Below are 21,466 nucleotides of genomic sequence, written 5' to 3' on the forward strand. Positions count from 1 at the left end.
CCTACGATAGCCCTTGCCGGGCGCAGGACAAACGGCCTCCTGCGCGCGATTGTTCCGCAATCCGCGCGGGGCCGGGGCCGGGAAAAGGGGGCTTGCGACGGGGCGCCGCGGGGCGGTTCGCCCGCGCCGGAGGGCCTCAGGCGCCGCCGGCGAAGGGCGGACGGATGGTCGAAGGCCGCTCCAGCCACGCCGGAACGGGCAGTCCCTTCTCCCGCAGGAAGGCCGGATTGAACAGCTTGGACTGGTAGCGGTTGCCGTAGTCGGCGAGGATGGTCACGATGGTGTGGCCCGGTCCCATCTCCTTCGCCAGGCGGATGGCGCCGGCCACGTTGACGCCGGAGGAGCCGCCAAGGCACAGCCCTTCATGCTCCAGCAGGTCGAAGATCACCGGCAGCGCCTCCTCATCGGGGATCTGGTAGGCGACGTCGACGGGCGCGCCCTCCAGATTGGCGGTGATGCGGCCCTGGCCGATGCCCTCGGTGATCGACGAGCCCTCCGCCTTCAGCTCGCCATGGGCGTAATAATGGTACAGCGCCGCGCCCATGGGATCGGCGAGGCCGATGCGGATGGCGGGGTTGCGCTCCTTCAGGGCGATGGCGATGCCGGCGAGGGTGCCGCCGCTGCCCACGGCGCAGATGAAGCCGTCCACGCGGCCGCCGGTCTGCTCCCAGATCTCCGGACCGGTGGTCTCGATATGGGCCTGCCGGTTGGCGACGTTGTCGAACTGGTTGGCCCACACCGCGCCGTCCGGTTCGGAGGCGGCGAGCCGTTCGGCGAGGCGGCCGGAGAGCTTCACGTAATTGTCAGGGTTGGCGTAGGGCACGGCCGGCACTTCCACCAGCTCGGCGCCCAGCAGCCTCAGGGCGTCCTTTTTCTCCTGCGCCTGGGTTTCGGGAATCACGATCACGCTGCGGTAGCCGAGCGCGTTGCCCACCATGGCGAGGCCGATGCCGGTGTTGCCGGCGGTGCCCTCCACCACCACGCCGCCCGGCCGCAGCAGGCCGCGCTTCTCGGCGTCGCGGATGATGTACAGCGCCGCCCGGTCCTTCACCGACTGTCCCGGGTTCAGAAACTCCGCCTTCCCGTAAATCTCGCATCCGGTAAGCTCGGAGGCGCGGCGCAGCCGGATCAGCGGGGTGTTGCCGATGGCGTCCAGGACGCTGTCATAGCGCTTCATTCGCATATCCCTGAGAACGGTCCGCCCGGCGGCGCGGCGAACGCCGGCGCCGCGCCGGGCCAGGCGGCGAAACCGGAGGACGACATTAACGCCGTCGGCGCCGGTTGCAACGGGCGCCCGCAGCCCGGGACGGGTTATCACAGAATTCACTTATCAATGGTGTAAATACGTACAATTCACATTTTTGTTGTTGCAATCCGGCAAAGCATCGCGATTATGGGTGGAAAGCACAGGAGGCTGCCATGGCCACTCGGAATCGTCAGGTTATCGGACTGCTGCACAGGGCGCTCACGCCGCGGGCGGGGGCGGAGGCGGAGCGCGGTGACGCCCGCCTGCATGGGGCGCCGGCCAGCCGGCGCGGCGCGCTGCGGCTGATGGCGCTGGCCGGCGTCGCCGCCGCCGGTCTCGCCGGGGCGGCCTCGCTGGTGACCGGCATGCCGCGCGAGGCGCTCGCCGCCGAGACGCTGCTCAACGTCTCCTACGATCCCACCCGGGAGCTCTACCGCGACCTCAACGCCGCCTTCGCCGCCGCTTATGAAAAGGAGACCGGCGAGAAGGTGCAGGTGCGCACCTCGCACGGCGGCTCCGGCTCGCAGGCGCGCACCGTCATCGACGGCGCCCCCGCCGACGTGGTCACCCTGGGCATTCCCTCGGACATCGACGCCATCGCCAGGCTCACCGGCAAGATTCCGGCCGACTGGCGCGCCAGGCTGCCCAACAACAGCCTGCCCTACACCTCCACGGTGGTGTTCGTGGTGCGCAAGGGCAACCCGAAAAACATCCGCGACTGGGACGACCTGGTGCGCGAGGACGTGGGCGTCATCACCCCGAACCCGAAGACCTCGGCCGGCGGTCGCTGGAACTTCCTCGGCGCCTGGGGTTATGCGGCGCAGAAGTTCGGCGGCGACGAGGCGAAGATCCGTGACTTCGTCGGCGCGCTCTACCGTAACGTGAAGTCGCTCGACACCGGCGCCCGCGGCTCCACCATCACCTTCGCCCAGCGCAAGTTCGGCGACGTGATGCCGGCCTGGGAGAACGAGGCGCACCTGATCATCAACGAGTTCGGCAAGGACCAGTTCGACATCGTCGCGCCGCCGACGTCCATCCTCGCCGAGCCGCCGGTGGCGCTGGTGGAGGGCAACGTCGACCGCCGCGGCACGCGCAAGGTCGCCGAGGCCTATCTGAAGTTCCTCTATTCGCCGGAGGCGCAGCGCATCATCGCCAGGCACCACTACCGGCCCTCGGACCTCTCGGCGCTCGATCCGCAGGACCGTCCCGTCGATGTGAAGATGTTCCGCATTGAGGATCTGCTCGGGAACTGGGACGTTATCCAGAAGACGTATTTCGACAACGGCGGCGTCTTCGACCAGCTGACGGCCCGCAAGTAGGGGCGTCCGGCGGGGGCGGCGCGGCGGCGGGCCGGGCAGGGGGCGCCGGCCGGGCCGCGGGGGCGCGTCGCCCCCGGCCGGGCGACGCCCGGGCCGCGGCGCGCCGCCGCGGCCCTGCGTTCCGGCGCGGGCGGTCCGCCGCCGGGCGGCGGCGATGTGAGCGGGAGTGGGGTTTCATGACTGTTGCGGCGGCCGCGCCGGCTTCCGGGGGGAGAAGACGGCGCTTCGGCAAATCGGGCGCGCTGCCCGGCTTTGGTCTTGCGCTGGGCTATGCGCTCACCTGGCTGGGGCTGGTCGTGCTTCTGCCGCTGGCGGCGCTGTTCCTGCGGGCGTCGGAGGCGGGCGTCGCCGGTTTCACGGAGACCCTGGCGGACGGGCGCGTGCGCCACGCCCTGTGGCTGAGCTTCGGCGTCTCCGCCATCGCCGCGGTCACGGCCACGCTTGCCGGCGTGGTCATCGCGTGGGCGCTGACCCGCTACAGCTTTCCCGGCCGGCGGGCGGTGGACGCCATGGTCGACCTGCCCTTCGCCCTGCCCACGGCGGTGGCCGGCATCGCCCTGGCGGCGCTCTACGCGCCGGACGGCTGGCTTGGCGCGCCGCTGGCCCGGCTGGGCTGGCAGGTGGTCTACAACCCCGTCGGCATTTTCATCGCCCTGGTGTTCATCGGCCTGCCTTACGCCGTGCGCACCGTGCAGCCGCTGATCGCGGAGCTGGACCGCGAGCTGGAGGAGGCGGCCGCCACACTCGGGGCCTCGCGCTGGCAGACCGTGTTCCAGGTCATCGCCCCGCCGCTGGTTCCGGCGGCGCTCACCGGCCTTGCGCTCGCCTACGCCCGCGCGCTGGGCGAGTACGGCTCGGTGATCTTCATCGCCGGCAACCTGCCGGGGGTGTCGGAGATCGCGCCGCTGCTCATCGTCATCAAGCTCAGCGAGTTCGACTACACCGGCGCCACGGTGATCGCCGTCATCATGCTGGCCATGGCCTTCCTGATGCTGCTGGCCATCAATCTCATCCAGGCGTGGAGCCGCAGGAGGATGGGCCATGCGTGACGTGACGCCGGGACCCGACCTGCCGCAGCGCGAGCGGCTTTACCCGCCGCCGTCGGTGATCACCGAGCCGCGCTGGGCCCGCTACGCGGTCATTGCCTTCGCCGTGGCCTTCCTGGCGATGTTCCTGCTGCTGCCGCTGACGCTGATCTTCCGCCAGGCGTTCGCCAGGGGCGTCGAGGGCTATCTCGCCGCGCTCTCCGATCCGGACGCGCTGGCGGCCATCCGCCTCACCCTGCTGGTGGCGGCCATTTCCGTGCCGCTGAACCTCGTGTTCGGCGTGGCCGCCTCCTGGGCCATCGCCAAGTTCACGTTTCCGGGCAAGAGCCTGCTGGTCACCCTGGTGGACCTGCCGTTTTCGGTGTCGCCGGTGGTGGCGGGCCTGGTCTACGTGCTGCTGTTCGGCGCCCAGGGGCTGCTGGGACCGTGGCTGCAGGCCCATGACATCCAGATCATCTTCGCCCTGCCGGGCATCGTGCTGGCGACGGTGTTCGTCACCTTTCCCTTCGTGGCGCGCGAGCTGATCCCGCTGATGCAGGAGCAGGGGACCCAGGACGAGGAGGCGGCGCTCACCCTGGGGGCGTCGGGCCTGCGCGCCTTCTTCACCGTCACGCTGCCCAACATCCGCTGGGCCCTCCTGTACGGCGTGCTGCTGTGCAACGCCCGCGCCATGGGCGAGTTCGGGGCGGTGTCGGTGGTGTCGGGCCACATCCGGGGGCTGACCAACACCATGCCCCTGCATGTCGAGATCCTTTACAATGAGTACAATTTCGTCGCAGCCTTCGCTGTCGCCTCGCTTCTTGCGATCCTCGCCCTCATCACGCTTCTGGGCAAAACCGTCCTCGAGTGGCGCTATGGCGACGCCATCGCCGGCCACGGACGCGGCTGAGGGCGGGAACGAACGGAGCAGGCCAGTGGATATCCGCGTAACCGACGTCGCCAAGGAGTTCGGCGGCGCCCGCGCCCTGCGCGGCGTCACCCTGCACATCCGCTCCGGCGAGCTGATGGCGCTGCTCGGCCCCTCCGGCTCCGGCAAGACCACGCTGCTGCGCATCATCGCCGGCCTCGAACAGGCCGAGCGCGGAACCGTGCATTTCGGCGACATCGACGCCACGCGCCTGTCGGTGCAGGAGCGCAACGTCGGCTTCGTGTTCCAGCACTACGCCCTGTTCCGCCACATGAGCGTGGCCGACAACATCGCCTACGGCCTGCGCGTGCGCCCGCGCCGCGAGCGCCCGACGCGCGCCCAGATCAGCGCCCGCGTCGAGGAGCTGCTGGCGCTGATGCAGCTTGAAGGCCTCGGCGGGCGCTATCCGGCCCAGCTCTCCGGCGGGCAGAAGCAGCGCGTCGCCCTGGCCCGGGCGCTGGCCGTCAATCCGCGCGTGCTGCTGCTGGACGAGCCCTTCGGCGCCCTTGACGCCAAGGTGCGCAAGGACCTGCGCTCCTGGCTGCGCCAGATCCACGAGCGCACCGGCCACACCACCATCTTCGTCACCCATGACCAGGACGAGGCGCTGGAGCTGGCCGACCGCGTCGCCATCCTCAACCGCGGCCGCCTTGAACAGGTCGGCACGCCCGACGAGATCCACGACCATCCGGCCTCGGCCTTCATCGCCGCCTTCGTCGGCGACGCCGCCCGTGTGCCGGTGCAGGTGCGCGACGGGCGGGCGGTGCTGGCGGGGCGGGCGCTGCAGGCGCCGAAGTCCTCAGTGGCGAGCGGCGAGGGCTGGCTGTGGCTGCGGCCATATGACCTGCGTCTCGCCGAGGCCGCCGCTGCGCAGCGGCAGGACCATGTCGCCGGCGTGATTCGCGCCCTGCGGCGCACCGCCAACGGCCGGCGCGCCGAGGTGCGGCTTGACGCCTGCGACGCCGTGGTGGAGGTGGACGCCGCCGCCGGCCGCGACTGGGACGTGGGCGAACGCGTGGCGCTGGAGATACTCGGCGGGCGGGTGTTCGCCGGGGATGATGAATAACACATATAATTCGCGTGAAATATTGCGTTGATACGTCGCGTATCGTAAAATATGCGCCGCCGGGCCTTGCCAACGGGAATTGGCGGGTCCAGATTGGAGCAGGTTCAGACTGTGAGCGCCCGTTACGGCGCGAGGGACGGTACGACGATGAAAAGGGCCGCCAAGGGGCACGCGCTCCAGGTTGTGACCGCCAACGCCCTAACCAGCGGTCTCGTGGTGTTCCGCACGGCGGCGGGCGGCTGGTCCACGGACATCGCCGACGCGGCGACGGCCGACACGCCGGAGGCGGCGGCGGCGCTGCTGGAGGCCTCCGCGCGCGATGTGGCCGCCGACATTGTGGTGGAGCCGTACCTGATCGACGTGGAGCTGGCGGACGGCGCGCCGCGGCCGCTGCTGCTGCGCGAGCGCATCCGGGCGCAGCGCGGCCCCACCATCACCGAAAACCGCACCCTGCCGGAGATCGCCGCATGAACCGCGCTGGCCAGGCCGGATGGCGCGGGCGACGCCGGCGCCCGCCAGCCGCGTGAGCGGCGCGGGGCCCGCCGGCCCGGCCGCAGGAGCAGGCGCCGCCGCAGCGGCGCCGGTGAGGATGACGCCGCAGGGGCGGCGCAGGCGCCGCGCCACGTGACGGCGCCGGGGCAGGTCCCGGCGCGAAGGACGCGGGGTGCCAGATCAGGACGACGTCCAGGACGAAGCCATGTACCGTTATGACGAATTCGACCGCCGCTTCGTGACCGGCCGCGTCGAGCAGTTTCGCGACCAGGTGGCGCGCCGCCTCTCCGGCGAGCTCACCGAGGAGCAGTTCCGGCCGCTGCGGCTGATGAACGGCGTTTACCTGCAGCTGCACTCCTACATGCTGCGCATCGCCATTCCCTATGGCGGGCTCAACGCCGCGCGCCTGCGCAAGCTGGCCGACATCGCCATGAAGTATGACCGCGGCTTCGGTCACTTCACCACGCGGCAGAACCTGCAGTTCCACTGGGTGCAGCTCAAGGACGTGCCGGACATCCTCTCAGAGCTGGCCGAGGTGGAGATGCACGCCATCCAGACCTCCGGCAACTGCATCCGCAACGTCTCCGCCGACCATTTCGCCGGCGCCGCCGTGGACGAGATCGCCGACCCGCGGCCCTACGCCGAAATCCTGCGCCAGTGGTCGTCGCTGCATCCGGAGTTCACCTACCTGCCGCGCAAGTTCAAGATCGCGGTGTCCGGCTCCGCCCATGACCGCGCCGCCATCCAGGTGCACGACATCGGCCTGCAGATCGTGCGCGACGGCGCGGGCGGGCTGGGTTTCACCGTCTATGTCGGCGGCGGCCTGGGGCGCACGCCGTTCATCGGCCGGAAGGTGCGCGATTTCCTGCCCGAGGCCGAGCTGCTCGGCTACTGCGAGGCGATCCTGCGCGTCTACAACATGTTCGGCCGCCGGGATAACAAGTACAAGGCGCGCATCAAGATCCTCATCCATGAGGCGGGCGTGGACGAAATCCGCCGCCTGGTGGAGGAGGAGTACGCGCAGATTCGCGGCGGGCGCCTGACGCTGCCGAAGGCGGAGCTGGAGCGCATCGCCGCCTATTTCGCCGCTCCGGACCTCGCCGACCTGCCGGAGCGTTCGCAGGCGCACGAGCAGGCGCTCGCCGCCGATCCGGCCTACCGCGCCTGGGTGGAGCGCAACGTCTTTCCGCACCGCAGGCCCGGACACGCCATCGCCACCATCACGCTGAAGGCGGTGGGCCACGTGCCTGGCGACATCACGGCGGAGCAGATGCGCGTGGTGGCCGACATCGCCGAACGCTACGGCCATGACGACGTGCGCGTGAGCCACGAGCAGAACCTGGTGCTGCCGCACCTGCGCAAGGACGACCTGCCCCAGGTGTTCGCCATGCTGCAGCAGGCGGGCCTCGCCTCGCCGCACGCCGGGCTGATCACCGACATCATCGCCTGCCCGGGTCTCGACTACTGCTCGCTGGCCAACGCCCGCTCCATCCCGGTGGCGCAGCGCATCCAGGAGCGCTTCGCCGACCTGCGGCGCCAGCGCGACATCGGCGAGCTGAAGCTGAAGATCTCCGGCTGCATCAACGCCTGCGGCCACCACCACGTCGGCCACATCGGCATCCTCGGCGTCGACCGCAAGGGCGAGGAATTCTACCAGATCACCCTCGGCGGCTCCGGCGACGAGAACGCCGCCATCGGCTCCATCGTCGGCCGGGGCTTCTCCTCGGACGACATCGTCGACGCCGTCGAGAAGATCGTCGACACCTACCTGGCGCTGCGTCTCGGCCCGGAGGAAAGCTTCATCGAGGCTTTCCGCCGACTGGGCGAGGCTCCGTTCCGTGAGGCGCTCTATGCTGAGGCAGCATGATCCGTCCGTGACCTGCGACCCCGCGGCGCTGGCCCGCGCGGCGGCGGAGCTGGACGCGCGCTTCGCCGGCGCGTCCGCCAGGGATGTGCTGCGTGCCGTGCTGCTGGACGGCGTGGCCGGCGAGGTCGCGCTGGTCTCCAGCTTCGGCGCGGAGTCGGCGGCGCTGCTGCATCTGGCCGCCGGGGTGCGGCGGGACGCGCCGGTGCTGTTCGTGGACACCCGCCGCCTGTTTCCGGAGACGCTGGCCTATCGCGACCGGCTGGTGGAGCTGCTCGGGCTCACCAACGTCATCACCATCGGTCCCGACGCCGGGACGGAGCAGCGGCTGGACCCCATCGGCGCCATGTTCGCCCGCGATCCCGACGCCTGCTGCGCCTTCCGCAAGGTGGAGCCGCTGGAGGCGGCGCTGCGGCCCTACCGGGCGTGGATCAGCGGCCGCAAGCGCTACCAGGCGGCCAGCCGCCACGACATTCCGCTGTTTGAGGCCACCGAAACCCACATCAAGGTCAATCCGCTGGCCTCCTGGTCCATGGCCGACGTCGCCGCCTGGATGCGCGAGCACGGCCTGCCGGCGCATCCGCTGGTGGCGAAAGGCTATCCTTCCATTGGCTGCGCGCCCTGCACCACGCCCGTGGCGGAAGGGGAGGACCCGCGCGCCGGCCGCTGGCGCGGCACGGGCAAGACCGAGTGCGGCATTCACGTCAGCAAGAGCAGCAAGCTATCAGGGAGCATCAGGGCATGAGCAGCCAGGACGCCGGCGCCGGAGCCGGCGCGCAGCCCGCGGCGGCGCTGGTGAAAGACGGCGCCGTGATCGCCGACGCGTGGGTCCGCGCGGCGGACGACGCGCCGCTGCCGACGGACGCCCCCGTGCTGGTGGGCAAGGCGCGCTTCCTCGCCGAGGCGGCGGAGCTTCGCGGCCGCAACGCGCCGGTCGGCCTTGTCCTGCGCAACACGGAATCGCTGGACGGCCTTGAGGGCGACCTCAACCGCTTCGCCCTGATCGTGCTGGAGTTTCCGGCCTTCGCCGACGGCCGCGCCTATTCCCAGGCGCGCCTGCTGCGCGAGCGGAACGGCTACCGCGGCGCCCTGCGCGCCGAGGGCGACGTGCTGTGGGACCAGATTCCGCTGATGAAGCGGTGCGGCTTCGACGAGTTTCTCATCCGTGACCCGCGGGTGGCGCGCGCCCTCGTCGAGGGGCGCATCCGGGACGTGCCGGTGCATTACCAGCCGGCCGCCCGCGACGACGTGGAGCTGCAGCCGCCGGGCGCGCGCCCGTGGCTGCGGCTGGACGGCTGAGGGCGTCCTTCCCGGGGACGCGCAGGCGATGACGACGCCGCGCCGCGGCGGCGCCGGGAAGGGGACCCGGCGTGAACCCAGATGGAAAGGGCGACGCCCGACACAGGACAAAGGCGTTGCAGGTAAGCGGACATGTCAGTGCCCATGCAGGCGGGCGCCCTTGAGGCGCCCACGGAATCCGCGTCGCGCCACAAGCTGACGCCGCATCTGGCGCGACTTGAGGCGGAATCGATCCACATCATCCGCGAGGTCGCGGCGGAGTTCGCCAATCCGGTGATGCTCTACTCCATCGGCAAGGATTCGGCGGTGATGCTGCACCTTGCGCGCAAGGCGTTCCATCCCTCGCCGCTGCCGTTTCCGCTGCTGCACGTGGACACCGGCTGGAAGTTCCGCGAGATGATCGCCTTCCGCGACGAGATGGCCCGTCGCTACGGTTTCCGCCTGCTCACCTGGATCAATCCGGAGGGCCTTGAGCGCGGCGTCAACCCGTTCGACTCCGGCTCGGCCCTGCACACCCAGGTGATGAAGACCGAGGCGCTGAAGCAGGCGCTGGACCGGTGGAAGTTCGACGCCGCCTTCGGCGGCGCCCGCCGCGACGAGGAGAAAAGCCGCGCCAAGGAGCGCATCTTCTCCCACCGCACCGCCGCCCACGCCTGGGAGCCGCGCAACCAGCGGCCGGAGCTCTGGAATCTCTACAACACGCGCATCGCCAAAGGTGAGTCGATGCGCGTGTTCCCGCTCTCCAACTGGACCGAACTCGACGTGTGGCGCTACATCCACGCCGAAAACATTCCGGTGCCGTCGCTCTATTTCGCGAAGGTGCGTCCGGTGGTGGAGCGCGACGGGGCGCTGATCATGGTGGACGACGGGCGCATGCGGCTCCATCCCGGCGAGGAGCCGCAGCACAGGCTGGTGCGTTTCCGCACCCTCGGCTGCTATCCGCTCACCGGCGCGGTCGAATCCGCCGCCGCCACCGTCGAGGACATCATCGCCGAGATCGCCGGCTCCCGCTCCTCCGAGCGCCAGGGGCGCGTCATTGACCATGACGACCAGGCCTCCATGGAGCGCAAGAAGCGGGAGGGCTATTTCTGATGGGCGCGACGGTGACCAGACTGAAGCCGCCGGCCGCCGGCGGCGGGCAGGGGCTGCTGCGGTTCCTCACCTGCGGCTCGGTGGACGACGGCAAGTCCACGCTGATCGGCCGGCTGCTCCATGAGACGAAGTCGGTCATGGAGGACCAGCTCTCGGCGCTGGAGAAGGATTCGCGCCGCCACGGCACGACCGGCGACGACCTCGACCTCGCCCTGCTGGTGGACGGTCTTGAGGCGGAGCGCGAGCAGGGCATCACCATCGACGTGGCCTACCGCTTTTTCGCCACGCCGCGCCGCTCCTTCATCGTCGCCGACACGCCCGGCCACGAGCAGTACACCCGCAACATGGCCACCGGCGCCTCCAGCTCGGATCTCGCCGTCCTGCTGGTGGACGCGCGCAAGGGCCTGCTCACCCAGACCCGCCGCCATGCGGTGATCGCCTCGCTGCTCGGCATCCGCCACGTGGCGCTGGCGGTGAACAAGATCGACCTGGTCGGTTTCGACCAGGGGGTGTTCGACGGGATTGTCGCCGCCTTCCGCGCCTTTGCGGAGCCGCTCGGCTTCGCCGACGTCACCGCCGTGCCGGTGTCGGCCCGCTTCGGCGACAATGTCGCCGTCCGCAGCGACGCCATGCCCTGGTATGAGGGGCCGACGCTGCTGGAGCACCTGGAGACGGTGGAGGTGGACGCCGACCGCACCGGCGCGCCGTTCCGCATGCCGGTGCAGTGGGTCAACCGGCCCAACCTCGATTTCCGCGGCCTGTCGGGCACCATCGCCAGCGGCCGCATCCGGGTGGGCGACCCGGTGGTGGTCGCCTCCTCCGGCCATGGCAGCCGGGTGGCGCGCATCGTCACCTTCGACGGCGACCTGCCTGAGGCGGCGGCCGGCGACGCCGTCACCATCGTGCTGGCCGACGAGATCGACGCCCCGCGCGGCGAAATGCTGGCGGCGCCTAAGGCGCGCCCGGCCCTGGCCACGCGCTTCCTCGCCAATCTGGTGTGGATGTCGGAGGCGCCGCTGAAGCCCGGCCGCAGCTTCCTGCTGAAAACCGGGACGCGCACCGTGCCGGCCACGGTCACCCGCATCGTTCACGCCCTCGACGTCGACGCCTTCGTCACGCGCGCGGCGGAGGAGCTGCCGCTCAACGGCATCGGCCTCGTCGAGGCGCAGACCTCCGCCCAGGTGGCGATAGACCCCTATGCGGAAAACCGCGTCACCGGCGCCTTCATTCTCATCGACCGGTTCACCAACGGCACCGCCGCCGCCGGCATGGTCACCGAGGTCCAGGGCGGACCCAACGTCCACCTGCACGGCTTCGACGTGGACCGCGCCGTGCGCGCCGCCCAGAAGAACCAGCATCCGCTGCTGGTGTGGTTCACCGGCCTGCCGGGCTCCGGCAAGTCCACCATCGCCAATCTGGTGGAGCGGCGCCTGGTGGCCGAGGGCCGCCACACCATGCTGCTGGACGGCGACAGCCTGCGCCTTGGCCTCAACGCCGATCTTGGCTTCGACGCCGCCAGCCGCGCCGAGAACATCCGCCGCGCCGGCGAGGTGGCGCGGCTGATGATGGAGGCGGGCCTGGTTGTGCTGTGCGCCTTCGTCTCGCCGTTCCGCGCCGATCGCGACCGGCTGCGCGAGCTGGTGGGCGACGCCTTCGTCGAGGTGTTCGTCGACACGCCGGTGGAGATCTGCGCCGAGCGCGATCCCAAGGGGCTCTACGCCCGGGCGAGGGCCGGCGGCATCGCCGACTTCACCGGCGTGGGCCAGGACTATGAGCCGCCGCTCAACCCGGAGATCGTGCTGCGCCCGCAGGACGGCGGACCGGAGCGGCTGGCGGAGCTGGTGCTGGAGGCGATCGGGCCGCGCATCGCCGGCGCCGGGCGCACGGCGGAGGATTCGGCGGCGCTGTGAGGCGCCGCAAGGTTGAGACGGGACGGGCGGGCGCGTCGCGCCGTTTTTTCTGGCGGTCTGCGGCGCTCACAAAAATATTTCCGGCGCGGGCGCGCCGGAAATGCGCGCCGCTACTGGACGTACGCCGCGTTCCGCGACACTCTTGTCTGGCCGCAACTGACGCGACGGCCGCCCGAGCCTTTCCGGCCGGCGGCCGTGGCCTGAAAGAAGGAGCGCCAGATGGGTTTGTTCAGCTTTATCAGGGACGCCGGAGCGAAGCTCTTCGGCACCGGCGAGGCCCAGGCGGCCGAAGCCCTCACGCCCGAGGCCGTGAAAAAACACGTCGCGGACGCCGGCCTCAATGTTGATGGCGTCACATTCGCCGTCAACGGCGATCACGTCACCGTCTCCGGCGAGGTTCCCACCACCGAGATCGCCGAAAAGCTCATTCTCACCGTGGGCAACACCGTCGGCGTCGCCGCGGTCGACAACCAGCTTGCCGTCGCCGCGCCCTCGGCGGAGTCGCAGACCTATACCGTGCAGAAGGGCGACACGCTGTGGAAGATCGCCGAGCAGTTCTACGGCAAGGGCAACGGGGCCAAATACACCGAGATCGTCAGGGCCAACTCGCCGCCGGTGAAGAACCCGGACCTCATCCAGCCCGGCTGGGTGCTGCGCATTCCGCCGCTGTGACGGCGCCCGCAGGCCCCGCGCGACGCTGACGCCGCGGGCGCGGCGGCCGCAGCGGCCATCGCCCTTTCCGGGCTGCGCTCACGCGCCGTCCTTCGTCGCGGCGCGCTCGAACAGGTGGCCGGCCACTTCGGTGAAGGAGGGCGCCGGCAGGGCGTGAAACGGCATGGGCCGGCACACGTCGATGGCGGCCAGGCCCACCCGCGCCGTCAGCATGCCGTTGACCACGCCTTCGCCCAGCCGCGCCGACACCCGGGCGGCGAGGCCAAGGCCCATGGCCTGCTGCACCAGCCCGTCGCCGGCGGCGACGCCGCCGGTCACCGCCAGATGCGCCGCCACGTTGCGCGCCAGCCGCAGGAAGCCGAACACGCCGGGGCGCCCGCCATAGACGCTGGCGATGCGGCGCACCAGGGCGAAGGAGGCGTAGAGCACGAAGGCGACGTCCACCAGCGCCCGCGGGCTGATGGCGGTGACCAGCGACACCTGCCTGGCCGCCCGCGCCACCGCCTGGCGGGCGCGCCGGTCCAGCGGCGCCATCAGCTCGCGCTCGGCGATGGCGAGGCGGTCGCGGGCGTCGATGATCTCGCTGCCGATGGCGGCGAGGGCGGCGCGGGCGCGGGCGGTGTCGGGGCGCCTGGCGTAAAGCGCGTCCAGCTCGCGCAGGATGGCGCGGGCGTCGCGGTCGCTGTCGTCGCGCCAGGCGGTCTCCGCCTGTTTGCGCAGGCGCTCGATGCGCCGCTCGCGCATCACGCCCAGCGCCTCGCGCGCCAGCAGGCCGGCGAGGCCGGCGCCGGCCAGCGCCGCCAGCGCCAGCGCCGCCCAGCCCAGTCCCGGGTTAATCTCGAACAGCCGCCGCGCCAGCGAGTCGATCCACAGGCCGACGCCGAACACGGCGAGGCCGCCGAGCGCGGAGAGCAGCATGGCCGCCCAGGGGGCGCGGCGCTTCGGCGGGGTTTCGCCGGCGGGAGGCTGCGGGTCGTCGATGATGTCGTCGGGCTGCCGCGCCACCACCACCCGGGCGTGCGGCGGCGGATCGGCGTCCGCGGGCACGGTGGCCACGTCGGCGCTGTCCAGGCGGAAGGCGCGGGGCTTGCTGCTCATGCGGCGGTTCGCTCCGGTCAGGCGGGCGGGCGTCAGGCGAGACGGTCGCCCAGCAGGAACTCCAGCGCCCGGTCAAGGCGAATGTGAGGCAGGGCGGACAGCCGTCCGCCCGCGTCGAAGCCGGGCGCCGGCGGGCGGAAGCGCGGAAAACGCAGCGAACCCGGCGCCACCGCGCCCTCGAACACCGCTTCCGGCCGTTCGGGCAGCTCGCCCGGAAAAATCGCCGCCTCGGCGCGGCCGTCGAAGGTCTGGCCGTCGATGGTCTCGCCAGCCTCCGGCGTGCCGGCGATGGCGGGCAGCTTGACGCCGTTCTCGCGCACCAGCACCTCGCGGGTGGCGCGCACCGAGGCCAGCGCCACCGTGCCCACCACCGCGCCGGCGCCTTCGCTGCGGCGAATGGCCCGGTCCACCAGCAGCCGCAGGATCGCCTCCAGCCGCGCGTGGCCGGACTGGTGCAGGTGGTCCGCCTTGGTGGCGGCGAACAGCACCCGGTCGATGCGCGGCATGAAAATGCGCGAGGCCAGGGTGTTGCGCCCGGCGCGGAACGCCAGCAGCACCCGGTCCAGCGCCGCCTCCAGCTCGGCGAGGGCGGCCGGGCCGCGGTCCAGCGCCGAGAGCACGTCCACCAGCACCAGCTGGCGGTCGAGCCGGGCGAAGTGCTCGCGGAAGAACGGCGTCACCACCCGCGACTTGTAGGCCTCGAACCGGCGCTCCATCAGCGCGCCGAGCGTGCCGGGCTTCGCCGGCGCGCCCTTCAGGTCCAGCGGGGCGAAGGTGAGGGCGGGCGAGCCGGCGAGGTCTCCCGGCATCAGGAAGCGGCCCGGCGGCGTGGTCGCCACCGCCTCTGGCCCGGCGCGCAGGGCGGCCAGATAGGTCTTGAAGGCGTCGGAGACGCGCCCGGCCAGCGCCTCGTCGGCGGGGCCGGAAGGGTCGGCGGCGGCGAGGGCCTCCAGCCACGGGCCGGCGATGGCGGCGCGGTCCGGCCGGCGGGCGGCGGCGATGGTCTCGCGCGCCCAGCCGGCGTAGGTCTCGTCCAGCAGGGCGAGATCGGTCAGCCACTCGCCGGGATAGTCCACCACGTCGAGGTTGAGCGTGGCCGGGCCCCTGCGCCAGCCGCCGGCGCGTTCGTATTCGATTGCGACGCGCAGCTCGGCGATGCGGCTGGTGGACTGCGGCCAGCGCCGCTCGGGGCCGGTGAGGGCCTCCAGATAGGCTTCATAGGGAAAGCGCGGCACGTCGTCGTCCGGCTGGTGCGCCAGCCGGGCCCGGCGGATGCGTCCCTCGGCGGCGGCGCGGAACACCGGCATGGGCGTCACCTGCAGCAGATGGCGCACCATGGCGGTGGTGAACACCGTCTTGCCGGAGCGCGACAGGCCGGTGACGCCGAGGCGCACGCCCGGCTGCACCGCGTTGAGGGCGAAATCGGCCGTATTGCGCAGGACGTCCCACGCCTGTGTGAACACTGATCCGCTCAAGGCGCCGTCTCCCGGACGGCGCGCCGCGGCCGTCCTGATGCTCCGGGAGGTAATATAGGCGGCGCGGCCGGCTTTGCGAGAGCCGCGCCCGGCGCCCGCGCTGTGGACTCTGGCGGCCGTCCGGGCGGGACGCCCGCGCCGCGTGCGCGCGGCCGCTCCGGCTCCCGCGCCGCCAGGGCCGGGCCTGACCCGGGGCCGTTGCGGCGCTCCAGCCTGCAGCGGCGTCAGCAGCGGGCGGGGAAACGCACGGCTGCGCCTTTTTATTTCTTTAGCAGGTCGGGCGGCCCGCGCCGGCGTGCCGGCGCGCACGGCGGCCAGAGACGCCAGGATCCATCGTCATTCCCGCGGGGCAAGGTCGTCGCTCCGCGGGAGCCGTACGATGACCGTCGTGAAATCGCTTGGTTCGATTGTTCTCGCCACGCCCTTCGGCTGGGCGGCGATCGCCGTGGCGCTGGTCGTGGTCGCCCGCATGGGCGCCTGACGCGGCGCGTCCGGCCGGGCCGCCGGTCCGGCGCCGCCGGCGGCGGCGGCTGGAGGGAGGCGGGGGGCGCGCTGTCCGGGACGTTCCGGGGCATTGCGGTGAGCCCTTCGCTGCGCCGGTTCCGGGCGGTCGCGCCGCCGGCATGGCCGCAAGGGGCAGGCCCGGGCGTGGCGCAGGCGAGGAGGGCGACATGGCCGGACAGCGTCCATGGACGGGGTGACGGCGGCCGTCAGTCCACGTCCTCCAGCTCCGGGTCCAGCGCGTGCGGCGTGACGAACCGGTCGAGGCGGCCGGAGCGCCCGGCGATCTCCGCCCAGTGCGACACGTCAAGGTCGATCACCGCCAGCGCCCCGGGCGGGAATTTCTGCGACAGGCGCGCGAAGGCGTAGCGGTCGCCGTGGCTCACCAGCGCCCGGGCCAGCGCCGCGATGCCACGATTGTGCCCCACCGCCAGCAATGTGCGCGCCGGGTGGTCGTCCTGCAGCGCGTGCAGCAGCCCGTCCCGGCCGCCCTCATAGATCTGCGGCGCCAGCGCCGCCGGAAACGCCTCGCCGGGATGGGCCCGCGCCAGCTCCGCCCGCGCCAGCTCCCAGGTCTGGCGGGCGCGCGTCGCCGGCGAGCACAGGGTCAGGTCCGGCAGCAGGTTCTCCCGCGCCAGATAGGCGCCCAGCGCCGCCGCCGCCTGGCGGCCCTGCGCCGCCAGCGGCCTGTCGATGTCCGCCGTCATGGCCGGCGTGGCCGCCCGCGCGTGTCGCAACAACATCAGGCGCAGCACTGCCTGTCTCCCCTGTGTCTACGCGCCGGGCCAGTTTGTCCTGGCGACGCTCCGGTTACGCTGGCGTTAGTTTAAAGGACCGGGGCTCACTTGCCCAAACGGCCGTTCAATCGCATGAATGGCGTCAGTCGATGCCCTGGGAGGAGATTTCCAATGAGAAGTTACCGTCTGGCCGAGTTCGGCGCCCCGCTTGAGGTCGTGGATATGCCGAATCCGGCGCCGGAGGGCCGCCAGGTCCTGCTCAAGGTGAAGGCGTCCGGCGTCTGCCACAGCGACATTCACATCTGGGAGGGCTGTTACGATCTCGGCGGCGGCCGCAAGATGCCGATGAAGGGCATTCCCCTGCCGCTCACCATGGGCCACGAAACCGTCGGCGAAGTGGTGGCCGTCGGCCCCGAGGCGGAGGGCGTCAGCATCGGCGAGACCCGCCTCGTCTTCCCGTGGATCGGCTGCGGCAAGTGCGCCATCTGCGCCGCCGGCGACGAGCACCTGTGCAACCGTCCGCGCCAGCTCGGCGTGACCTGCGACGGCGGCTACGCCGACCACATTCTCGTGCCGGACGCCAAATATCTCGTCGACATCACGGGCATCGCTCCTGACGTCGCCGCGCCCTACGCCTGCTCCGGCCTCACCACCTACAGCGCCCTGCAGAAGTTCCGCGACTTCCTCGCCACCGATCCGGTCCTGATCCTTGGTGCCGGCGGCCTCGGCCTGATGGCGCTCACCCTGCTCAAGGCCATGAACGCGAAAGGCGCGGTGGTCGTGGACATCGACCGGGCCAAGCGCGAGGCCGCGCTCGCCGCCGGCGCCATCGCCGCCGTCGACCCCGCCGCGCCGGACGCCGTGAAGCAGGTGATCTCCGCCGCCGGCGGTCCGCTGCGCGGCGCCCTTGACCTCGTCGGCAACGCGGCCACCTCGGCGCTCGGTTTCGACGCGCTCGGCAAGGGCGGCAAGCTGGTCATCGTCGGCCTGTTCGGCGGCCAGGCCACCTGGGCGCTGCCCATGTTCCCGATCAAGGCGGCCACCGTGCAGGGCTCCTTCGTGGGCAGCCTGAAGGAGCTGCACGAGCTGGTCGACCTGGTGAAGGCCGGCAAGGTGCCGGGCGTGCCGCTGATCCACCGTCCGCTGTCGGAGGTGGCGGCCACGCTCGAGGACCTGCGCGCCGGCCGCATCGTCGGCCGCGCCGTGCTCACGCCCTGAGCCGCGGAGTAAACGGAGGTCGCGCCGCTCCGGCGGCGCGCCGGGGCGCGGGCAGGCTGTCCGCGCCCCGTTTTCATGCCGCCGCCGCTCCCGCGCTGACGCCGCGCCGCCCCATGGCGCAGGCGCCGCGCCAGGACGCCCGCCCGCCGGGGCGCGTGCGTAAACGGGTACAAATGACACATGTCTGGCTGTATTATGTGATTCGCTCGCGACCCACCGTTTTCGCGGGCGCGTCTGCTGGATGCATGTCGCGCGACGCGACTCCGGGACAGGATCACGGACACATGCCGGGCAAACGCCGCCGCTTTCTGCTGGTCGCCTGCGCCGTGCTGTCGCTCGTCGCGACCGCCGCGGCCGCCGGATCGCGGGCTGGCGACGGGGCGGCGGGCAGGTCGCGGCCGCAGCAGGGCCCCGCCAGCCCCGACGCCGAGGTGCAGGAGCTGATCCGCGCCACCCGCGCCGCCGCCACATCCGCCATCAGCGCCGCTGACAGCCTTGGCATGGACAGCGAGCGGCTCACCGGCATTCTCTCCCGCGTCGACGGCATCGAGGCCAGGGCGCGGCGCCTGCACGGGCGCGCCCTGCGCCAGGGAGCGCACACGCCGCCGCCGGACGCCGGCTGGCGCTGAGCCCGCGTCCGTCGCCGGCGCCGCCCGCCCGCGGTGACGCGCCCTTCACCTCCACGCCGCGTTTTCCATCCCGGGCCGTCGCGCCGGCGCGGCCCGCCGTCTTCGCGCGAGGCGCTGGCGGACGGGCCGCGGCGGCCAGCCTGCGCATGGCGGCGCGACGCGGAACGGTGCCGTTTTCCGCCGCTTCCGGCTGGCGGCGGGGTCTGCGGCGGCGCGGGCCGGTTGCGCGGGAACGATTCGCCGCGTTACATGCGCTTGCGTCCCGATTTCCTTCCGGAATGCGCGTCTCCCTGACGTATGGCGCGGGCAGGATGCGACCGGACCCGGCGCGCCGGATCCGCCGCGGCGGGTTCGCGCGCTCCAGGCGATTGTGACAAGGCGCGGCGAACGGCCGCCGCGGTGTGAGACTGTTCCGGCATGCTTTTCAATTCGTTCGTATTCCTGCTGCTGTTCCTGCCCTTCTCGCTGGCGACGCACTGGCTCGCCGCGCGCTACCGGCCGGAGTGGCGCCTGCCGCTGCTGCTGCTGCTCTCCTTCGCCTTCTACAGCTACTGGGACTGGCGTTTCGCGCCGCTGCTGGCCGCCTCCATCCTGTTCAACTGGGCGCTGGCGCGCATTTTCTGCAAGGCGCGGCTGGGGGCGCTCATCACCCTCGCCATCTGCGTCAACCTGCTGGTGCTGGGCGTGTTCAAATACGCCGGCTTTTTCTCGGAGTTCATTCCGGGCCTGAACCTGCAGGGCGTGGACGTGTTCGGCTCCGGCGCGGCGCTTCCGCTGGGCATTTCCTTCTTCACGTTCCACCACGTGATGTATCTGGTGGACCTGCGCGCCGGCCGCGCGCCTGAGGTGGGGCTGGTGCGCTACGGCCTGTACATCGCCTTCTTCCCGCAGGTTCTGGCCGGCCCGCTGGTGCGCTGGAGCGAGATCCTGCACCAGTTCGACCAGCCGGCCTACGCCCGTCCGGACGCCGCCGAGCGCTTCGCCCGCGGCCTGCTGCTGCTGTGCATCGGCCTCGCCAAGAAGGTGCTGGTCGGCGATCCGCTCGCCGCCTACGTCAATCCGGTGTTCGAAATGGCGGCGAAGGGCGAGGCCCTGACCATGGCCCAGGCCTGGCAGGGGGTGCTCGGCTTCACCTTCCAGATCTATTTCGACTTCTCCGGCTACACCGACATGGCGCTGGGCATCGCCCTGCTGTTCGGCGTCGTGCTGCCGCAGAACTTCGAGACGCCGTACCGCGCGCTGTCGCTGCAGGACTTCTGGCGGCGCTGGCACATGACGCTGTCGCGCTTCCTGCGCGACTATCTCTACATTCCGCTGGGCGGCAACCGCCACGGCCTGGCCGTGCAGCTCATGGCGCTGTTCGTCACCATGGCGCTGGGCGGCCTGTGGCACGGCGCCGGCATGACCTTCGTGGCCTGGGGCGCCGCCCATGGCGTGGCGCTGGGCGTGGGCGTGCTGTGGCGCAAGGCCGGCCTGCCCATGCCGGCGCCGCTGGGCTGGGCGCTCACCTTCCTGTTCGTGGTCTTCGCCTGGGTGCTGTTCCGCGCCGAGGGCTTCCACGCCGCCGTCAACGTCTATGAGGGCATGCTCGGCCTGAACGGCGCCGGCGCCGGCATGAAGTGGCGCGCCATCGCCATCGCCGCCGCGGTGGCGATGATCGGCCCCACGGCCTGGGAAGCGGCGCACCGCGCGCCGCCCTCGCGCCTGCTGGCGGCGGTGGCCGCGATCGTCTTCACCCTGATCCTGTTCAAGATTGGCGACGATGCGAACTACGAGTTCATCTACTTCCAGTTCTGACAGGGGCGGGGAGGAGGCGCGCCGCTGGCGCGCCTTCGCCTGGACGTTCGCGGGCGTGGCGGCGGGCGCGTTCGCGCTGGCGGTCGCGGCGCTGCTGGCGCTGGACCCGTATGACACCGGCCGGCACGGCCTGTTCGGCCGCGTGGGGCCGCACTCGGGCGGCGCCTGGCGCGTCAACGCCAGCCGCGCGGCCGACCCTGCCTTCAACGCCGCCGTCATCGGCAATTCGCGCATGCAGATGCTGCAGCCGTGGACCCTCGACGCGCTCACCGGCCTGCGCTTCGTCAACCTGGCGGTGCCTGGCTCGGCCCCGGAGGAGATGCGGCTGGTGGCCCTGGCCTTCCTGCGCAACCATCCGCAGACCGGCGCCCTGGTGATGGGCGTGGACGAATGGTGGTGCGAGCCGCAGCTGCGCTCGCGCGAGAAGTTCCCGGCCTGGCTCTACAGCGACGATCCCGTCGCCTATTTCACCGGCCTGCTGCGCTGGCAGAGCCTGGAGATGATTCCGCGCCGTCTCGCCCGCCTGCTCGGCCGCAGCCCGGCGGCGCGCCCGGACGGCTATGAGGACTACACCGTCCATTACGCCCGCCTGACCGGCGCGGAGCGGGCGCAGCGGCGCATGCAGGACGGCTCCGGCCCGTGGGACAGCGACAATCCCGGCGCCCGCTTCCCCGCCGTGGCGGTGCTGGCCGACATTCTCGCCGCCGCGCCCGCCGGCGCGCCGGTGGCGCTGGTGTGGCCGCCCACCCATGTCTCGCGCCTGCCGCAGCCGGGCTCGCCCGCCGCGACCACCGCCGCCCTGTGCCGCAAGGCGCTGGCGGAGGCGGCGGAGCGGCGCGGGCGCGTGGTCTTCGTCGACTGGGGCGGGGACCTGCCCGTCAACCGCGACTCACGCAACTTCCACGACGAGACCCACTATGTCCGCGCCGTCGCCGAACGGCTGAGCGCCGCCGTCGGCGAGGCGCTGGCGCGCCTCGCGCAGGACGCGGAAGGCAGCTGACGGCGCCCGAATTTTAGGCGCCTGGGCGGGCCGCGCCGCGCCGCCGTGATTCGTCGCCTGCGCGCCAGGGGACGTTGTTCACAGGCGTTTTCCGTGGC

19 protein-coding genes are annotated in these 21,466 nt (G+C 71.7%); 15 read left to right on the forward strand and 4 right to left on the reverse strand.

The features are described from left to right. Window positions 1-136: 136 nt before the first annotated feature. A complete protein-coding gene (locus ACFFJB_RS04725; protein WP_376829944.1) occupies window positions 137-1,177 on the reverse strand; it encodes a cysteine synthase A in 1,041 nt (346 codons plus the stop codon). Between the two features lie 374 nt (window positions 1,178-1,551). On the opposite strand from ACFFJB_RS04725, the gene ACFFJB_RS04730 reads away from it, so the two are divergent. The 11 genes from ACFFJB_RS04730 to lysM all read left to right on the forward strand — a co-directional run bounded on the left by ACFFJB_RS04730 (window position 1,552) and on the right by lysM (window position 12,913). Beyond that, complete coding sequence (locus ACFFJB_RS04730) at window positions 1,552-2,565, forward strand: sulfate ABC transporter substrate-binding protein (protein ID WP_376832538.1); 1,014 nt, start codon at window positions 1,552-1,554, stop codon at window positions 2,563-2,565. A gap of 176 nt (window positions 2,566-2,741) precedes the next feature. Further along, on the forward strand, window positions 2,742-3,614 hold the full coding sequence (cysT, locus tag ACFFJB_RS04735; RefSeq protein ID WP_376829946.1) for a sulfate ABC transporter permease subunit CysT: 873 nt from the start codon (window positions 2,742-2,744) through the stop codon (window positions 3,612-3,614). Further along, on the forward strand, window positions 3,607-4,500 hold the full coding sequence (cysW, locus tag ACFFJB_RS04740; protein ID WP_376829948.1) for a sulfate ABC transporter permease subunit CysW: 894 nt from the start codon (window positions 3,607-3,609) through the stop codon (window positions 4,498-4,500). The genes cysT and cysW overlap by 8 nt, the downstream gene beginning before the upstream one ends. A 25-nt stretch (window positions 4,501-4,525) precedes the next feature. Further along, on the forward strand, window positions 4,526-5,584 hold the full coding sequence (locus ACFFJB_RS04745; protein WP_376829950.1) for a sulfate/molybdate ABC transporter ATP-binding protein: 1,059 nt from the start codon (window positions 4,526-4,528) through the stop codon (window positions 5,582-5,584). 147 nt (window positions 5,585-5,731) lie between these two features. Beyond that, window positions 5,732-6,055 carry a DUF2849 domain-containing protein gene (locus tag ACFFJB_RS04750; protein WP_376829952.1) on the forward strand — a complete coding sequence of 108 codons (324 nt, stop codon included), beginning with the start codon at window positions 5,732-5,734 and terminating at the stop codon, window positions 6,053-6,055. Window positions 6,056-6,281: 226 nt separating this feature from the next. Next, window positions 6,282-7,943, forward strand: coding sequence for a nitrite/sulfite reductase (locus ACFFJB_RS04755; protein ID WP_376832540.1), 1,662 nt, complete (start codon window positions 6,282-6,284; stop codon window positions 7,941-7,943). Beyond that, window positions 7,927-8,685 carry a phosphoadenylyl-sulfate reductase gene (locus ACFFJB_RS04760; protein ID WP_376829954.1) on the forward strand — a complete coding sequence of 253 codons (759 nt, stop codon included), beginning with the start codon at window positions 7,927-7,929 and terminating at the stop codon, window positions 8,683-8,685. The genes ACFFJB_RS04755 and ACFFJB_RS04760 overlap by 17 nt, the downstream gene beginning before the upstream one ends. Next, on the forward strand, window positions 8,682-9,239 hold the full coding sequence (locus tag ACFFJB_RS04765) for a DUF934 domain-containing protein (protein ID WP_376829955.1): 558 nt from the start codon (window positions 8,682-8,684) through the stop codon (window positions 9,237-9,239). The genes ACFFJB_RS04760 and ACFFJB_RS04765 overlap by 4 nt, the downstream gene beginning before the upstream one ends. A gap of 144 nt (window positions 9,240-9,383) precedes the next feature. Beyond that, the gene (gene cysD / locus ACFFJB_RS04770; protein WP_376832541.1) at window positions 9,384-10,331 is read left to right on the forward strand and encodes a sulfate adenylyltransferase subunit CysD; all 948 of its coding nucleotides are present in this window, start codon (window positions 9,384-9,386) and stop codon (window positions 10,329-10,331) included. Then, window positions 10,331-12,241: a sulfate adenylyltransferase subunit CysN gene (gene cysN, locus ACFFJB_RS04775; RefSeq protein ID WP_376829957.1), complete on the forward strand. Its 1,911-nt coding sequence runs from the start codon at window positions 10,331-10,333 to the stop codon at window positions 12,239-12,241. Before cysD ends, cysN begins: the two co-directional genes overlap by 1 nt. A gap of 219 nt (window positions 12,242-12,460) precedes the next feature. Beyond that, window positions 12,461-12,913 (forward strand): peptidoglycan-binding protein LysM, encoded by a 453-nt coding sequence (gene lysM / locus ACFFJB_RS04780; protein WP_376829959.1) that lies wholly within the window; start codon window positions 12,461-12,463, stop codon window positions 12,911-12,913. 78 nt (window positions 12,914-12,991) lie between these two features. Here lysM and ACFFJB_RS04785 read toward each other — a convergent pair whose 3' ends face one another. From ACFFJB_RS04785 to ACFFJB_RS04795, 3 genes are all read right to left on the reverse strand, one after another. Then, window positions 12,992-14,011, reverse strand: a complete 1,020-nt coding sequence (locus ACFFJB_RS04785; RefSeq protein ID WP_376829961.1) for a YcjF family protein — start codon at window positions 14,009-14,011, stop codon at window positions 12,992-12,994. 32 nt (window positions 14,012-14,043) lie between these two features. Then, entirely contained in the window at window positions 14,044-15,474 is a 1,431-nt protein-coding gene (locus ACFFJB_RS04790; protein ID WP_376832543.1) for a YcjX family GTP-binding protein, read from the reverse strand. 722 nt (window positions 15,475-16,196) lie between these two features. After that, window positions 16,197-16,742, reverse strand: a complete 546-nt coding sequence (locus ACFFJB_RS04795) for a SixA phosphatase family protein (protein ID WP_376829963.1) — start codon at window positions 16,740-16,742, stop codon at window positions 16,197-16,199. Between the two features lie 153 nt (window positions 16,743-16,895). Between ACFFJB_RS04795 and ACFFJB_RS04800 the strand changes: the two genes are divergently transcribed. The 4 genes from ACFFJB_RS04800 (at window position 16,896) to ACFFJB_RS04815 (ending at window position 21,368) form a co-directional block, all read left to right on the forward strand. Further along, entirely contained in the window at window positions 16,896-17,942 is a 1,047-nt protein-coding gene (locus ACFFJB_RS04800) for an alcohol dehydrogenase (protein ID WP_376829965.1), read from the forward strand. A 284-nt stretch (window positions 17,943-18,226) separates the two neighbouring features. Further along, complete coding sequence (locus tag ACFFJB_RS04805) at window positions 18,227-18,571, forward strand: hypothetical protein (protein WP_376829967.1); 345 nt, start codon at window positions 18,227-18,229, stop codon at window positions 18,569-18,571. A gap of 417 nt (window positions 18,572-18,988) precedes the next feature. Further along, window positions 18,989-20,368, forward strand: coding sequence for an MBOAT family O-acyltransferase (locus ACFFJB_RS04810; RefSeq protein WP_376829969.1), 1,380 nt, complete (start codon window positions 18,989-18,991; stop codon window positions 20,366-20,368). Next, window positions 20,334-21,368: a hypothetical protein gene (locus ACFFJB_RS04815; protein ID WP_376829971.1), complete on the forward strand. Its 1,035-nt coding sequence runs from the start codon at window positions 20,334-20,336 to the stop codon at window positions 21,366-21,368. The genes ACFFJB_RS04810 and ACFFJB_RS04815 overlap by 35 nt, the downstream gene beginning before the upstream one ends. The last annotated feature ends 98 nt before the right edge of the window (window positions 21,369-21,466 follow it).

This window comes from Camelimonas abortus (genome assembly GCF_042432745.1).
GTDB lineage: Bacteria > Pseudomonadota > Alphaproteobacteria > Rhizobiales > Beijerinckiaceae > Camelimonas > Camelimonas abortus.

Excerpts from the sequence above, each read along its gene's own strand:
- ACFFJB_RS04755 (WP_376832540.1), top strand. The coding sequence starts at position 6,282 with ATGTACCGTTATGACGAATTCGACCGCCGCTTCGTGACCGGCCGCGTC.
- ACFFJB_RS04805 (WP_376829967.1), top strand. The coding sequence starts at position 18,227 with ATGCCGGGCAAACGCCGCCGCTTTCTGCTGGTCGCCTGCGCCGTGCTG.
- ACFFJB_RS04785 (WP_376829961.1), bottom strand. The coding sequence starts at position 14,011 with ATGAGCAGCAAGCCCCGCGCCTTCCGCCTGGACAGCGCCGACGTGGCC.
- cysT (WP_376829946.1), top strand. The coding sequence starts at position 2,742 with ATGACTGTTGCGGCGGCCGCGCCGGCTTCCGGGGGGAGAAGACGGCGC.
- cysD (WP_376832541.1), top strand. The coding sequence starts at position 9,384 with ATGCAGGCGGGCGCCCTTGAGGCGCCCACGGAATCCGCGTCGCGCCAC.
- cysN (WP_376829957.1), top strand. The coding sequence starts at position 10,331 with ATGGGCGCGACGGTGACCAGACTGAAGCCGCCGGCCGCCGGCGGCGGG.
- ACFFJB_RS04815 (WP_376829971.1), top strand. The coding sequence starts at position 20,334 with ATGCGAACTACGAGTTCATCTACTTCCAGTTCTGACAGGGGCGGGGAG.
- ACFFJB_RS04800 (WP_376829965.1), top strand. The coding sequence starts at position 16,896 with ATGAGAAGTTACCGTCTGGCCGAGTTCGGCGCCCCGCTTGAGGTCGTG.
- ACFFJB_RS04730 (WP_376832538.1), top strand. The coding sequence starts at position 1,552 with ATGGCGCTGGCCGGCGTCGCCGCCGCCGGTCTCGCCGGGGCGGCCTCG.
- ACFFJB_RS04810 (WP_376829969.1), top strand. The coding sequence starts at position 18,989 with ATGCTTTTCAATTCGTTCGTATTCCTGCTGCTGTTCCTGCCCTTCTCG.
- ACFFJB_RS04750 (WP_376829952.1), top strand. The coding sequence starts at position 5,732 with ATGAAAAGGGCCGCCAAGGGGCACGCGCTCCAGGTTGTGACCGCCAAC.
- cysW (WP_376829948.1), top strand. The coding sequence starts at position 3,607 with ATGCGTGACGTGACGCCGGGACCCGACCTGCCGCAGCGCGAGCGGCTT.
- ACFFJB_RS04725 (WP_376829944.1), bottom strand. The coding sequence starts at position 1,177 with ATGAAGCGCTATGACAGCGTCCTGGACGCCATCGGCAACACCCCGCTG.
- ACFFJB_RS04760 (WP_376829954.1), top strand. The coding sequence starts at position 7,927 with ATGCTGAGGCAGCATGATCCGTCCGTGACCTGCGACCCCGCGGCGCTG.
- lysM (WP_376829959.1), top strand. The coding sequence starts at position 12,461 with ATGGGTTTGTTCAGCTTTATCAGGGACGCCGGAGCGAAGCTCTTCGGC.
- ACFFJB_RS04765 (WP_376829955.1), top strand. The coding sequence starts at position 8,682 with ATGAGCAGCCAGGACGCCGGCGCCGGAGCCGGCGCGCAGCCCGCGGCG.